Origin of the sequence: Achromobacter pulmonis, from assembly GCF_002885955.2 — a bacterium.
Taxonomy (GTDB): Bacteria; Pseudomonadota; Gammaproteobacteria; order Burkholderiales; family Burkholderiaceae_B; genus Achromobacter; species Achromobacter pulmonis_A.
Window position 1 is genome coordinate 398,398 of sequence record NZ_POQS01000001.1, and the last position, 12,972, is coordinate 411,369.

The following is a 12,972-nucleotide window of genomic DNA, read 5'->3' on the forward strand; positions in this document are numbered from 1 at the left end:
TCGTGCGTCAGGCCCGCGGGCGGGCCAGCACGTCCAGCGCGTTGCGGGCGGCGGCCACGCCCATGTTGACGTAGGCCGCGCCGGTCACGCCGCCGATGTGCGGGCTGAGAATGATGCGGGGTTCCTGCTGGAACGGATGGCCGGGCGCCATGGGTTCGACCGCGAAGCTGTCCAGGCCGGCGGCTCGGACGTGGCCCGAGCGCACCGCCTGCAGCAGCGCGTCCTCGTCGACCAGGCCGCCGCGCGCGGTGTTCACCAGGATCACGCCGGGCCGGCACTGCGCCAGCGTCTGCGCATTGACCATGCCGCGGTTCTCGTCGGTGAGCGGGCAATGCAGCGACACCACGTCGGACTCGCGCCAGATCGTGTCCAGCGGCACGCTTGCGAGGTAGTCCGGCAGGTTCGCGGCGTAGGGGTCGAAGCCGATCACGCGCATGCCCAGCCCGTGCGCCATGGCCGCCATGCGCCGGCCGATGGCGCCCAGGCCGACCAGGCCGATGGTCTTGCCGCCCAGCTCCAGGCTTTTGTGGGTGGACTTGTCCCAGTGGCCCGCGCGCATGCGCTGGTCCAGCCCCACGACGGACTTGGCGCAGGCCAGCAGCAGCGCCAGCGCCTGTTCGGCCACGGCGGCGGCGTTCACGCCCACCGCCGCGACGACCTCGATGCCGCGCTGGGCGGCGGCCACCTTGTCGATGGTGTCCGTGCCGCTGCCGTGCTTGGAAATCACCCGCAGCGCCGGGGCCGCGTCCATCGCAGCCGCGCCCACGCGGTTGTAGCGCACGATGATGGCCACCGGATTGTGCTCGCGGCACAGTGCGACGATGCCTTCTTCGGTGGGAGTCTGGCCGGCGTAGACCAGTTCGAAATCCTGCAGCAGCGCCTGCGCCTCGGGCGCCAGGTCGGCCGCGGTCACGACGATGGCGGGCTTGCCCGCAGCGGCGGCGCTCACAGCGATTCTCCTTCCTTCAGGACGCCGGCGGCGCGCAGCGCGGCGGCGAGCCACTTGGCTTCGGTGTCGCCGGCCTGGATCGCGGCGATGCGCGCGGCTTCGTCGCGCACCTTCTTCTCGGCCGCGGGCAGCAGGCCTTCGATCTTTTCGCGTTCGACCACCACCACGCCGTCGGCGTCGCCGATGATGAAGTCGCCCGGATTGACCGTCACGCCGCCCACCGAGACGGGATGGCCGATGCGGCCGGGCACGTTCTTGGTGGGGCCGTTGGGATTGGCGCCGGCGGCGAACACCGGGTAGTCCATTTCAATGATTTCCGCCGTGTCGCGCGCGGCGCCGTCCATCACCACGCCGGCGATGCCCAGCTTGCGGCAGGCGTTCATCATGATGGTGCCCATCAGCGCCGAGCTGAGATCGCCCTTGCCGTCGATCACCAGCACGTCGCCCGGCCGTGCCAGGGACATCGCCGCGTGGATCATGAGGTTGTCGCCGGGGCGGACCTCCACGGTCAGCGCCGTGCCGGCCAGTTTCATGCCGGGATGCAGCGGGCGGATGCGGCCGTTGAGCGCGCCGCGGCGGCCGGCCACGTCGGCCAGGATGGCGGGTTGCAGCTGCGCGGCGCGGCGCACGATCTCGGCGTCGACGCGCGGAAAGTCCTTGATGATGTCCTGATTGGCCATGAGTGTTCCTGTAGAGAGTAGGGAATCGGGGCGGGGGATCAGGCCGGCTTGATGCCGGCCTCGCGGATGACCTTGCCCCATTTGTCGAAGTCAGCCTTGCGGATCTGGTCCAGGGCCTGCGGCGTGCCGCCGGCCAGCGTGATGCCGAGCTGCCCGGCCAGTTCGACCAGCGCGGGGCTTTGCAGCGCGCGGCCGATACCGGCGTTGAGCCGGGCGATCGCCTCGGCGGGCGTGGCGGCCGGCGCGAACACCGCCTGCCACTGCTCCACCACGAAGTCGTCGTAGCCCGCCTCGGCCATCGTGGGCACGCCGGGCNGCTTGCCCGCAGCGGCGGCGCTCACAGCGATTCTCCTTCCTTCAGGACGCCGGCGGCGCGCAGCGCGGCGGCGAGCCACTTGGCTTCGGTGTCGCCGGCCTGGATCGCGGCGATGCGCGCGGCTTCGTCGCGCACCTTCTTCTCGGCCGCGGGCAGCAGGCCTTCGATCTTTTCGCGTTCGACCACCACCACGCCGTCGGCGTCGCCGATGATGAAGTCGCCCGGATTGACCGTCACGCCGCCCACCGAGACGGGATGGCCGATNGAGCCACTTGGCTTCGGTGTCGCCGGCCTGGATCGCGGCGATGCGCGCGGCTTCGTCGCGCACCTTCTTCTCGGCCGCGGGCAGCAGGCCTTCGATCTTTTCGCGTTCGACCACCACCACGCCGTCGGCGTCGCCGATGATGAAGTCGCCCGGATTGACCGTCACGCCGCCCACCGAGACGGGATGGCCGATGCGGCCGGGCACGTTCTTGGTGGGGCCGTTGGGATTGGCGCCGGCGGCGAACACCGGGTAGTCCATTTCAATGATTTCCGCCGTGTCGCGCGCGGCGCCGTCCATCACCACGCCGGCGATGCCCAGCTTGCGGCAGGCGTTCATCATGATGGTGCCCATCAGCGCCGAGCTGAGATCGCCCTTGCCGTCGATCACCAGCACGTCGCCCGGCCGTGCCAGGGACATCGCCGCGTGGATCATGAGGTTGTCGCCGGGGCGGACCTCCACGGTCAGCGCCGTGCCGGCCAGTTTCATGCCGGGATGCAGCGGGCGGATGCGGCCGTTGAGCGCGCCGCGGCGGCCGGCCACGTCGGCCAGGATGGCGGGTTGCAGCTGCGCGGCGCGGCGCACGATCTCGGCGTCGACGCGCGGAAAGTCCTTGATGATGTCCTGATTGGCCATGAGTGTTCCTGTAGAGAGTAGGGAATCGGGGCGGGGGATCAGGCCGGCTTGATGCCGGCCTCGCGGATGACCTTGCCCCATTTGTCGAAGTCAGCCTTGCGGATCTGGTCCAGGGCCTGCGGCGTGCCGCCGGCCAGCGTGATGCCGAGCTGCCCGGCCAGTTCGACCAGCGCGGGGCTTTGCAGCGCGCGGCCGATACCGGCGTTGAGCCGGGCGATCGCCTCGGCGGGCGTGGCGGCCGGCGCGAACACCGCCTGCCACTGCTCCACCACGAAGTCGTCGTAGCCCGCCTCGGCCATCGTGGGCACGCCGGGCAGGGCGGGCAGCCGTTGCGCCGAGGTGGCGGCAAGCGCGCGCAGCGCGCCGGTCTGCACGTGCGGCAGCGCAGCCGCCGCCGGAATGAAGGCGAACTGGACCTGGCCGGCCAGCGTGTCCTGCAGCGCCGGGGTGTCGCCCTTGTAGGGCACGTGCAGGAAGCGCGCGCCGCTTTTCTGCTGCAGCAGCTCGCCCTGCATGTGCAGGATGGTGCCCGTGCCCCCGGAGGCATAGGCCAGGCTTTCCGGGGCCTTGGTCCCGGCCGCGACCAGTTCGGCCACGCTTGCGTAGGGCTGCGCCTTGCCGACCACCAGCAGATGCGGGATCGTTCCTATGAGGATGACGGGCGCGAAATCGGCGATGGGGTCGTAGGTGAGCTTGCCCAGCACGTGCGGCGCGATCGCCTGCGGACCGATGGACGTGCCCAGCAGCGTCAGGCCGTCGGGGTCGGCCCGGGCCACGCGGGCCGCGCCGATGGTGCCGGTGGCGCCGGGGCGGTTGTCCACGATCACGCGCGTGGACAACAGCGCGTCGAGCTGCTGCGCGATGGCGCGGCCCAGCACGTCGGTGCTGCCGCCGGCCGGGTAGGGCACCACCCAGGTGATGGTCTTGCCGGCGGGCCATGGCTGCGCGGCGCGCGCGCCGAAGGCGGCGCCGGCGGCCAGCGCCGCGCCGGTCGCCAGAAAGCGGCGCCGGGCAGGGGAGAGGGGGGCATGCATGGGAAGTCTCCGTGATGTCTGGGTCATGCCGGGAAGCCGTAAAGGGCTGCCGGGTTGTGCACCAGGACCTGGCGCAGCCGGGCGCCGCCGGTCCAGTCGGCCAGCCGGTCGAGCTGGCGCGCGTCGTCCGGCATGGGTTGCATGCCGGCGGAGGCCGACGCGTGGGGCCAGTCGCTGCCCCACACGACGCGTTCGGGATTGGCGTCCAGGTAGCCGCGCGCCAGCGCATCGAGCGCGGCGTCCTCGACGCAGCGCCGCGGGCTGACGATGTAGCCGCCCGACAGCTTGATCCAGGCGCGGCCGCGTTCGAGCAGGCGCAGCACCAGCGCATGGGCCGGGTGCGCGCCGGCCTGTTGCGGGCCGATGCGCGCCATGTGGTCGAACACGATGGGCGCGGGCAGCGCCGACAGCAGCGGCGCTAGCGCCGCCAACCGGTCGGGCGCCATCAGCAACTGCACATGCCAGCCCAGCGGCGCGACGCGCGCGGCCAGCGGCAGGATCTGGTCGGCGCGGCTGGTCACGCCCAGGGAAAGATTGAGCCGGATGCCGCGCACGCCGGCCTCGTGCAGGGCCTGGAGCTGCGCATCGCTTTCGCTGCCGTCGATCACCGCCACGCCGCGCGCCTGTTCGCCCAGCAGCGCCAGCCCGTCCAGCATGGCGCGGTTGTCGGCGCCGTAGGTCGACGGCGTCACCAGCACGGCGCGCTGCATGCCCAGCCTGGCCTGGATGTCGCGGTACTGCGCCATCGACGCGTCCGGCGGCGACAGCGTTGCGCCGGGCGCGGTCGGGTAGCGGGCGTCATAGGCGTGGATGTGGCAATCGCAGGCGCCGGGCGGGGCGGCCGTGGCCGGCCGCGCCTGGCCGCTGGAGTACGGATAGCGAGGCAGCATGGCCGCTTACTCGACCTTGGCGCCCGAGTCCTTGACGATCTTGCCCCAGCGGATGCGGTCGTCGTGGATCAGCTTGGAGAACTCCTCGGGCGTGCTGCTGAGCACGCGCGCGCCTTGTTCCCGGTACTTGGCGCCCAGGTCCGGGGCCTGCAGCGCCTTGTTGAATTCGGCGTTCAGGCGCTGCACGATGTCCTTGGGGGTGCCGGCCGGCGCGGCCAGGCCGAACCAGGTCACGGCTTCGAAGCCGGGAAAGCCGCGTTCGGCGATGGTGGGCACGTCCGGCATATCGGGCACGCGCTGCGCCGACGTCACCGCCAGCGCCCGCATCTTGCCGTTGCGCACGTGGCCGATCAGCGTGGGCACCGACGACAGATACATGTCGATCTGGCCGCCGATCAGGTCGTTGGAGGCCTGGGCCGCGCCCTTGTACGGAATGTGCGTGAGCTGGATGCCGGCGGCGTTCTGCAATTGCACCGCGGCCAGGTGCGCCACGGTGCCGTTGCCCGAACTGGCGAAGTTCAGCGAGCCAGGCTTGGCCTTGGCCGCCGCGATCATGTCGTCGAAGGACTTCAGCGGCGAATTGGCTGGCACCACGATCACCAGCGGCGCGTCGGCGACCAGGCCGATGGCGGTGAGATCCTTTTCCGGGTCGTAGGGCAGCTTGGCGTAAAGCGTGGGATTGATCGCCAGGTTGCTGGTCTGGCCCAGCACCAGCGAATAGCCGTCCGGCGCCGACTTGGCGACCGCGTCCACGCCGATATTGCCGCCCGAGCCGGGGCGGTTCTCGGTCACGATGTTCCAGCCCGTATTGCCGGCCACCTTGATCGCGGCTTCGCGCGCCAGCACGTCGGTGCCGCCGCCGGGCGGGAACGGGACGATCAGGCGGATGGGCTTGTTGGGATAGTCCTGGGCCGCGCCCAGGCTGCTTACGCACGCCAGGGCCAATGCGGACAGGACGCGAGCGATCTGCTTCATGATTAGTCTCCGATCTTGTTTTAGGTGCTGCATTGTGGATCGGTGTTCCGGACAATACAATGCAAGTCCGTACAGTGAAACGTGTTGCGTACAATGAAAACCGAACAGACCCCCGATACAGACGACTCTCCGGCCGAGGAAGGCGTGGTGGCGGTGCGCCGCGCGATGAGCATCCTGGAGGCGTTCGGCGTGGACGACACGCACCTGACGCTGGCCGAACTGAGCCGGCGCACCGGCTGCCATCGCTCCACCGTGCTGCGCCTGGCGCGCACGCTGGCGATGGACGACTACCTGGCCCAGCGCCCGGACGGCACCTGGCGGCTGGCGCGCGCCGCCGGCTGGCTGGGCGCGTGCTACCAGGCCACCTTCAACATCGTGGAAGTGGTGCAGCCGGTGCTGCGCGAGCTGTCGGCGGCCACCGGAGAAAGCGCGACGTTCTACGTGCGCGAGGGCAAGCAGCGCATCTGCATGGCGCGCGTGGAAGGCCCGAAGTCGATCCGCCACCACGTGCGCGTCGGCACGGCGCTGCCGCTCGAGCTGGGCAGCCCGGGCCGCATCCTGCTGGCGTTTTCCGGAGAGCCGGGCGAGCCTTATGAATCCGTGCGCCGCGCAGGCTACATGCTTTCCCTGGGTGAACGCGACGCCGAGGTATCCAGCATTTCAGCGCCGGTCTATGGCATCAACTGGACCTTGCAGGGCGCCATCTGCATCTCGGGACCGATTTCGCGGCTGACGGAAGCGGTGCTGCTGGAACACAAAGAAGCGATTCTGGCGGCGGCCAGCAGGCTGTCCAGGTCGATGATGGGTGTGCGCCAGGGGCTGGGGCGGTGAGGAGGGGGCCGCGTCTCATTGCTACATTACGGCGACAAGTAGTTCAGATCGGAGCCGATAAAGCCAAGTGTCATATGCGCATAATGTGTATTATGTAAAGTTAGAATTATGCGATTCCGTACGGCCACCGCGGTATCGCAGCCAAAATGATTCAATAATCGTTGTATGATCGAATCATGAACGAAGATCAAGCCATCTCCGCCCTGAGCGCCCTTGCCCATCCCCAACGCTTGCGGACCTTTCGCGCGCTGGTCGTGGCCGGCGTGCCCGGGCTCATGCCCAGCGTGCTGGCCGAACAACTCGGCGTCGCGCGCAACACGCTGTCCTTCCATCTGAAGGAACTGGCCCACGCCGGCCTGGTCAGCGTCGAGCAGCAAGGACGCAATCTGATCTATCGCGCCGATTTTTCGCGGATGAGCGGATTGCTTGGCTACCTCACGGAGCATTGCTGCCAAGGTGCTCCCTGCGAGGCGTCCGAATCCGGCGTCTGCACGACTTGTTGAACATCCACTCGCTCCTGCCAGGAATTTTCATGTCGCATTCCCCTTTCAACGTACTTTTTCTTTGCACCGGCAATTCCGCGCGCTCGATCCTGGCAGAAGGCCTGCTCAACGGCCTGGGCGCCGACCGCTTTCGGGCGTACTCCGCGGGCAGCACGCCCAAGGGCGAAGTGCATCCGCTGGCCCTCGCCACGCTCGTATCCTATGCGCTGCCGGCGGACGGCTACCGCAGCAAGAGCTGGGACGAGTTTGCCGGTCCCGAGGCCCCGAAAATGGATTTCATCATCACGGTATGCGATAACGCGGCTGGTGAAGCCTGCCCGGTATGGCCGGGCCATCCGATGACGGCGCATTGGGGCATACCGGACCCCGCGGCGCACGAGGGAAGCGAGCAAGAGCGCCTGAAGGCGTTCCATGACGCGGCGCGCATGCTCAAGCGCCGTATCGAACTCTTCCTGTCCTTGCCGCTCGAACGTCTGGACGCCCTGTCGCTTCAGGCCGAGCTGCGCGGTATCGGCCAGTCCGGGGAGTAAGCCGATGTCGTCCAGTACGCAGGCCGTGGCCGTTGCGGGTCGGCGCCCCGCCATGAATCTGTTCGAGCGCTATCTCACGCTGTGGGTATTTCTCTGCATTGTGCTGGGCGTGGCGCTGGGCCGGCTCATGCCGGCCTTGTTCCAGGCCGTGGGGCGCTGGGAAATCGCCCAGGTCAATCTGCCCGTGGGCATCCTGATCTGGGTGATGATCATTCCGATGCTGCTCAAGGTTGATTTTGGGGCGCTGGGCCAGGTCAGGCAGCACTGGCGCGGCATTGGCGTGACGCTGTTCATCAACTGGGCCGTCAAGCCGTTCTCGATGGCCGTGCTGGGCTGGTTGTTCATTCGCCAGATCTTTGCGCCGTGGCTGCCCGCCGATCAGCTCGATAGCTACATTGCGGGCCTGATTCTGCTGGCTGCCGCGCCGTGCACCGCCATGGTGTTCGTCTGGAGCCGCCTGACCGGCGGCGATCCGGTGTTCACGCTGTCACAGGTGGCGCTGAACGACACGATCATGGTGTTCGCGTTCGCGCCCGTGGTCGGGCTGCTGCTGGGCCTGTCGGCCATTACCGTGCCCTGGGATACTTTGCTGGTGTCCGTGGGCTTGTACATCGTGATTCCGGTGGTTCTCGCCCAACTCTGGCGCCGCGCGCTGCTGCGCCGCGGCCAGGCGGCGTTCGAGGCGGCGCTCGATCGGATCGGGCCGTTTTCGATGGCGGCGCTGCTGCTGACGCTGGTGCTGTTGTTTGCGTTCCAGGGCGAAGCCATCATGGGCCAGCCCCTGGTGATCGCTATGCTGGCGGTACCTATTCTGATCCAGGTGCTTTTCAATTCGGGACTGGCGTACTGGCTCAACCGCCGCGTCGGCGAAAAGCACAACATTGCGTGCCCATCCGCTTTGATCGGCGCATCCAATTTCTTTGAACTCGCGGTCGCCGCCGCGATCAGCCTGTTCGGCTTCCAGTCCGGCGCCGCGCTGGCGACGGTGGTGGGCGTGCTCATCGAGGTGCCCGTCATGCTGCTCGTGGTGCGGGTCGTCAATCGGAGCAAAGGCTGGTATGACGCGGGCGTTCGGCGGATCTGACATCAACAGAGGTATTTCATGAGTTTCACCACCGCCGACCCCCTGGCCGGTTTGCCCAACATCGATCCGGCGCTGTTCCAGCGGCCGGACCCGGCCGGACTTTTCCCGGCCGCCCGGGCCACGCACGCGCCGCGCTTTCTGCTGCTGTATGGCTCGCTGCGAGAGCGTTCCTACAGCCGCCTGGTGGCCGAGGAAGCCGCGCGGCTGCTGCAGGCGCTGGGAGGCGAAACCCGGGTGTTCAACCCATCCGGCCTGCCGCTGGTCGACGATGCCGGCGAGGACCATCCCAAGGTCCGGGAGCTGCATGAGCTGGTCCAGTGGGCCGAAGGCATGGTGTGGAGTTCGCCGGAGCGCCACGGCGCGATGACGGGGTTGATGAAGACGCAGATCGACTGGATTCCGCTGTCGGTGGGCGCCGTGCGCCCGACCCAGGGCAAGACCTTGGCGGTCATGCAGGTGTCGGGCGGATCGCAGTCGTTTAATGCGGTGAATCAGATGCGGGTGCTGGGGCGCTGGATGCGCATGCTGACCATTCCGAACCAGTCCTCGGTGGCCAAGGCCTACCAGGAGTTCGACGACGCAGGGCGCATGAAGCCCTCCCCTTACTACGACCGTATCGTCGACGTGGTCGAGGAGTTGATGAAGTTCACTCTGCTCACCCGCGATGTCGCGCCCTATCTCGTGGACCGCTACAGCGAACGCAAGGAAACCGCGATCGCCCTGTCGAAGCGGATGAAGCAGGGTTCCATCTAGGTTCCGCGGGCCTCATTCCGGCATGAGGTAGTACGCGAGCATGGATACGACAACGCTGAAAGGCCTGCGCCCACACCCTTGCTTTATAGTGAATTTAGTGAAATTATCAGGAATCAATAATTTCCCTAATTTCTATAAATATGGACCCTGTCCGCAACCCCTATGCGCCTGGCGCCGGCAGCCCTCCCCCTGAACTGGCCGGCCGCGACGATGTTCGTGAAAAGGTACGCATTTGCCTGGCGCGGCTGCGCCTGGGCCGGCCCGCCAAAAGCGTATTGCTGCTCGGCCTGCGGGGCGTCGGGAAAACGGTGCTGCTGGATCAGATGCGTAACGAAGCGGAGGCCTCGGGCGCCCAGACCGTTCGTATCGAAGCGCCGGAGCACAAATCCCTGCCTGCCCTTTTGGCGCCTCAGCTTCGCCTGGCGTTGCTGCGGCTGAGCCGGATGGACACGGCCAAGGAGTTCGCGGTGCGGGGATTGCGCGCATTGGCGGGTTTTGCGGGCAAGCTCAAGGTCGTGTTCGGAGATATCGAGGTGGGCATCGATTACGATGCCGAGCCCGGCCTTGCCGACAATGGCGATCTGGAGGGCGATCTTTCGGCCCTGCTGGAGCAGGTTGGCCACGCTGCCAGGGCCGCGGACACGGTGGCGGTGCTATTCATCGATGAACTCCAGTATGTGGAGTCGGACCAGCTTGCCGCATTGATTTCGGCGCTGCATCGATGCGCCCAGCAGAAGCTGCCGGTCACTGTGGTGGGCGCAGGGCTGCCGCAATTGCGCGGCCGAATGGGTGAGGCGAAATCCTATGCCGAACGGTTGTTCGATTTTTCGGAGATCGGCGCATTGAGTCAGGAAGACGCCAAGTTGGCCATCACCGTGCCCGCAAACGAGGAAGGCGTCGTGGTCGAGCCGGCAGCGGTGGATCTGATCGTCGCGCAAACCCAGGGCTACCCTTACTTCCTGCAGGAGTGGGGAAAATGCGCCTGGGACGTCGCCGATGCGAGCCCGATAACGGCCGACGATGTCGCGACGGCTTCGCGTGAAGCCGTCGCGGCATTGGACGAGAGTTTCTTTCGGGTTCGCTTCGATCGGCTTACACAGTCGGAAAAGAAGTACCTGCGCGGTATGGCGGAGCTCGGCCCGGGTCCGCACCGCTCGGGCGATATCGCCCAGCAGCTCGGCCGGACCGTCGCGTCCTTCGGGCCGGTACGCGGCGCCCTGATCGCGAAGGGCATGATCTGGAGTCCTACACATGGCGATACGGCTTTTACCGTTCCGCTTTTCGATGACTTCATGAAGCGCATCATGCCCGGCGATGCGTGGCGAGCTACGTGACGTCCGGCGCCGCCCCGCAACACTCCCCCTACTGCGCCACCGCCTGCCAGCCGCCCTGCGCCGCGGCGGTGCGCTTCAGTTCGCTTTCGGTCACTGCGCGCCCGTAGTCCCGCTCCCGGACCTTGCCGTCAGGCCCGATGGCGAAACTGTGCAGGCCCGAGCTGCCGTGGCTGGCGGGCCATGCGACGAAGGAGCAGCCCGAGGCGTCCGCGGTCGGCAGGTAGGCGTAGCGATAGCCGTGCAAGGCGGCGTCGGCAGGCACGTCCGGGCCCATCACCAGCGCGTCGTCGTCCAGCGGGCTGGCGGCCGAGGCCGAGGCGGCGTCCCAGTACAGGCCGTCCTGCCGGCCCTGCGTGCTGACGATGCGCTGCGCCGGCTGGCCGTTGCCGGCCGTTTTGCGGTAGCTGTCCTGGGCGGCGCAGAGCCGTCGCAGGGTGTCGATGGCGGCTTCTTCGTTGCGGGCGATGCGGCGGTGCTGCATTTCCTGCACGCCGGCGCGCAGGTCGAAACGCCAGCCGTTGTTTTGCTTGACCAGCGGCGCGGGGAACGACCAATCGTGTTCGCCGACCACGAATTCGGCGGTGGCGGGGCTGGTGTCGACGATCTTGTGCTGCCTGGACCAGGCCGCGAGGAAGGCGTAGATGTCGTCGCGGTCGATGCTGTCGCGCGGGACGAAGCGGCGGAAGTCGCTGCCCAGCACCTGCCTGAGGCCGTCGTCGTCGCCGGTCGCCACGGCCTGCACCAGGGCGTCGGCGGCCGCCTGCGGCGTGGCGAAGGCCGCCTGGGCCGCGTGGCCCTGAGTGGCCGCCAGGGCCAGGATGGCCGCCGCTGCGAGGCGGCCCAGAGTGTGTTGTGCGGTCTTCATCGTCTTCCATGCCCCCTTTCGATATGTGCGCCGCCCGAGCGTCCGGCCCGGCCCGAGGAGTGCGCGCCGGCGCCGGGCCCGGCCCGGCGTGCGGAGTGCGCCGCCGGCCTGTCATTGCCGCGGGCGCTGGCGTGGCGCGTGGGCGCCGGGCGGTCCACGCCGCGCAGCGCGTTGTCGCGGTTGGCGCTGCGCGAGCGTTCGATGGCCGCGTTGCGCGCGTCGTTGCGTTGCCGCGGCGCGTTGTGCGCGGCGGGCCGCGCGGCTTCGGGCCGATGCTGCGCGGTCCGCGCCCCTGCCCCGGCCCTTGCGCCGTCGGCCGCGGGCCGGCGGTCGTGCATGACCTGTTGGGCGTGATCGCGGCGCGCCTGGTCGGCCGACGGGCGGTGCGCGGTGGCGCCGACGCGGCGCTGGGCGTCGTAGCGCTGGCGGGTCGCGGAGTTGCGATAAGGCGTGGCGCCGCGCCGCGCGGGATCGTGGTTCCAGGTCACGTTGTTGCTGCGCGCGTCCAGCCGGCGGTTGACGTTGATGTGGTTGTAGCGGTTGACGTCGATGTCCACGTCGTTGTGGCCCCAGTCGAAGCCGCCCCACAGCGAGTCGGTGATGGCGATGCCGGCGCCGAACGCCAGCCCGCTGACCATGGCCGAGGCGAACATGGACCCGGGCGGCGGCGGGTAGTAGGCCGGCGGGTACGAGGGATAGGGCCAGGTGCCGTAGGTGGTGGCGGGGTTGTAGGACGGCACGTAGACCACGTCGGGAGACGCGGGCTCGATGGTCACGACGGTGGCGCCGCCTTCGGTCTGGGTGGAGACCTTCTGCTGCGCGTCGCTGTTGAGCGTGCCGGCGGCCTGGGCCTGGGCCCGCAGGCGCTGGACCGAGGACATGACGTCCTCGGGTTGGTCCAGGAAGGCGTCGCCGACGTTGCGCACCCAGTCGGGCTGGCGGCCCATCATGTCCAGCACCGAGGGAAAGGCCGCCAGCGACATGACGCTGGGGTCCCAGGGCTGGTCCTGCACCGCCTTGACGGCGGCGTCGCCGCTCAGGCTGGTGTGCCCGGCCGACCAGGCCGCGGCCGCCGCGACGTCGTCGGGATAGGTCGACGCCATCAGCAGCTGCGACAGCAGCGCGTCCGGATAGAGCGCCACCGGCGCCAGCATCTGGTCGAGCTGTTCCTTGCCGAATGACGATTGCGCGTGGGCCGCCGTGCTTGCGCACAGCAGCGCCAATGTGATGAAGAAATGCCGTAATAGCCGTCTCATGGACCTCTCCAACTGGGACACCCGGGTACCGCCGCAAGCCCCCCTCGGGCGTTGCCGGACCGGGAAATGCTCTG

General features: G+C 68.5%; 14 protein-coding genes and 1 pseudogene. 6 read left to right on the top strand and 9 right to left on the bottom strand.

All coding sequences use genetic code 11. The annotated features are described in order from the left end of the window. Window positions 1-7: 7 nt before the first annotated feature. The 7 genes and pseudogenes from C1I89_RS01870 to C1I89_RS01895 form a co-directional block, all read right to left on the bottom strand. Entirely contained in the window at window positions 8-949 is a 942-nt protein-coding gene (locus C1I89_RS01870; protein ID WP_102771110.1) for an NAD(P)-dependent oxidoreductase, read from the bottom strand. Continuing rightward, window positions 946-1,629, bottom strand: coding sequence for an RraA family protein (locus tag C1I89_RS01875; RefSeq protein ID WP_102771111.1), 684 nt, complete (start codon window positions 1,627-1,629; stop codon window positions 946-948). The genes C1I89_RS01870 and C1I89_RS01875 overlap by 4 nt, the downstream gene beginning before the upstream one ends. A gap of 38 nt (window positions 1,630-1,667) precedes the next feature. After that, window positions 1,668-2,024: a Bug family tripartite tricarboxylate transporter substrate binding protein gene (locus tag C1I89_RS35065; protein WP_258231346.1), complete on the bottom strand. Its 357-nt coding sequence runs from the start codon at window positions 2,022-2,024 to the stop codon at window positions 1,668-1,670. Between the two features lie 162 nt (window positions 2,025-2,186). Continuing rightward, window positions 2,187-2,843, bottom strand: a pseudogene (locus C1I89_RS35070) (RraA family protein); the annotation flags it as partial. A 38-nt stretch (window positions 2,844-2,881) separates the two neighbouring features. After that, window positions 2,882-3,877, bottom strand: a complete 996-nt coding sequence (locus C1I89_RS01885) for a Bug family tripartite tricarboxylate transporter substrate binding protein (RefSeq protein ID WP_102771113.1) — start codon at window positions 3,875-3,877, stop codon at window positions 2,882-2,884. A gap of 23 nt (window positions 3,878-3,900) precedes the next feature. Further along, window positions 3,901-4,767 carry an amidohydrolase family protein gene (locus tag C1I89_RS01890; protein WP_102771114.1) on the bottom strand — a complete coding sequence of 289 codons (867 nt, stop codon included), beginning with the start codon at window positions 4,765-4,767 and terminating at the stop codon, window positions 3,901-3,903. A gap of 6 nt (window positions 4,768-4,773) precedes the next feature. Continuing rightward, complete coding sequence (locus C1I89_RS01895) at window positions 4,774-5,742, bottom strand: Bug family tripartite tricarboxylate transporter substrate binding protein (RefSeq protein ID WP_102771115.1); 969 nt, start codon at window positions 5,740-5,742, stop codon at window positions 4,774-4,776. A 93-nt stretch (window positions 5,743-5,835) separates the two neighbouring features. Here C1I89_RS01895 and C1I89_RS01900 point away from each other — a divergent pair, with 93 nt between their 5' ends. The 6 genes from C1I89_RS01900 (at window position 5,836) to C1I89_RS01925 (ending at window position 10,777) form a co-directional block, all read left to right on the top strand. Beyond that, window positions 5,836-6,573, top strand: a complete 738-nt coding sequence (locus C1I89_RS01900) for an IclR family transcriptional regulator (protein ID WP_102771116.1) — start codon at window positions 5,836-5,838, stop codon at window positions 6,571-6,573. A gap of 176 nt (window positions 6,574-6,749) precedes the next feature. Beyond that, entirely contained in the window at window positions 6,750-7,076 is a 327-nt protein-coding gene (locus tag C1I89_RS01905) for an ArsR/SmtB family transcription factor (protein ID WP_102771117.1), read from the top strand. A gap of 29 nt (window positions 7,077-7,105) precedes the next feature. Continuing rightward, the gene (locus tag C1I89_RS01910; protein WP_102771118.1) at window positions 7,106-7,606 is read left to right on the top strand and encodes an arsenate reductase ArsC; all 501 of its coding nucleotides are present in this window, start codon (window positions 7,106-7,108) and stop codon (window positions 7,604-7,606) included. A 4-nt stretch (window positions 7,607-7,610) separates the two neighbouring features. Next, window positions 7,611-8,690, top strand: coding sequence for an ACR3 family arsenite efflux transporter (gene arsB / locus C1I89_RS01915; protein ID WP_102771119.1), 1,080 nt, complete (start codon window positions 7,611-7,613; stop codon window positions 8,688-8,690). A gap of 18 nt (window positions 8,691-8,708) precedes the next feature. Next, window positions 8,709-9,443, top strand: coding sequence for an arsenical resistance protein ArsH (gene arsH, locus C1I89_RS01920; protein WP_102771120.1), 735 nt, complete (start codon window positions 8,709-8,711; stop codon window positions 9,441-9,443). 140 nt (window positions 9,444-9,583) lie between these two features. Further along, window positions 9,584-10,777 (top strand): ATP-binding protein, encoded by a 1,194-nt coding sequence (locus C1I89_RS01925; protein WP_102771121.1) that lies wholly within the window; start codon window positions 9,584-9,586, stop codon window positions 10,775-10,777. A 28-nt stretch (window positions 10,778-10,805) separates the two neighbouring features. Here C1I89_RS01925 and C1I89_RS01930 read toward each other — a convergent pair whose 3' ends face one another. Together C1I89_RS01930 and C1I89_RS01935 are read right to left on the bottom strand one after the other, a co-directional pair. Then, entirely contained in the window at window positions 10,806-11,642 is an 837-nt protein-coding gene (locus tag C1I89_RS01930; protein WP_102771122.1) for a DUF2950 family protein, read from the bottom strand. Next, on the bottom strand, window positions 11,639-12,898 hold the full coding sequence (locus tag C1I89_RS01935; RefSeq protein ID WP_102771123.1) for a DUF3300 domain-containing protein: 1,260 nt from the start codon (window positions 12,896-12,898) through the stop codon (window positions 11,639-11,641). The genes C1I89_RS01930 and C1I89_RS01935 overlap by 4 nt, the downstream gene beginning before the upstream one ends. Window positions 12,899-12,972: the final 74 nt, after the last annotated feature.

Coding starts and splice junctions, on each gene's coding strand:
- C1I89_RS01930 (WP_102771122.1), bottom strand. CDS start 11,642: ATGAAGACCGCACAACACACTCTGGGCCGCCTCGCAGCGGCGGCCATC.
- C1I89_RS01895 (WP_102771115.1), bottom strand. CDS start 5,742: ATGAAGCAGATCGCTCGCGTCCTGTCCGCATTGGCCCTGGCGTGCGTA.
- C1I89_RS01925 (WP_102771121.1), top strand. CDS start 9,584: ATGGACCCTGTCCGCAACCCCTATGCGCCTGGCGCCGGCAGCCCTCCC.
- C1I89_RS01900 (WP_102771116.1), top strand. CDS start 5,836: ATGAAAACCGAACAGACCCCCGATACAGACGACTCTCCGGCCGAGGAA.
- C1I89_RS01890 (WP_102771114.1), bottom strand. CDS start 4,767: ATGCTGCCTCGCTATCCGTACTCCAGCGGCCAGGCGCGGCCGGCCACG.
- C1I89_RS01875 (WP_102771111.1), bottom strand. CDS start 1,629: ATGGCCAATCAGGACATCATCAAGGACTTTCCGCGCGTCGACGCCGAG.
- arsH (WP_102771120.1), top strand. CDS start 8,709: ATGAGTTTCACCACCGCCGACCCCCTGGCCGGTTTGCCCAACATCGAT.
- C1I89_RS01885 (WP_102771113.1), bottom strand. CDS start 3,877: ATGCATGCCCCCCTCTCCCCTGCCCGGCGCCGCTTTCTGGCGACCGGC.
- C1I89_RS01935 (WP_102771123.1), bottom strand. CDS start 12,898: ATGAGACGGCTATTACGGCATTTCTTCATCACATTGGCGCTGCTGTGC.
- C1I89_RS01910 (WP_102771118.1), top strand. CDS start 7,106: ATGTCGCATTCCCCTTTCAACGTACTTTTTCTTTGCACCGGCAATTCC.
- arsB (WP_102771119.1), top strand. CDS start 7,611: ATGTCGTCCAGTACGCAGGCCGTGGCCGTTGCGGGTCGGCGCCCCGCC.
- C1I89_RS01905 (WP_102771117.1), top strand. CDS start 6,750: ATGAACGAAGATCAAGCCATCTCCGCCCTGAGCGCCCTTGCCCATCCC.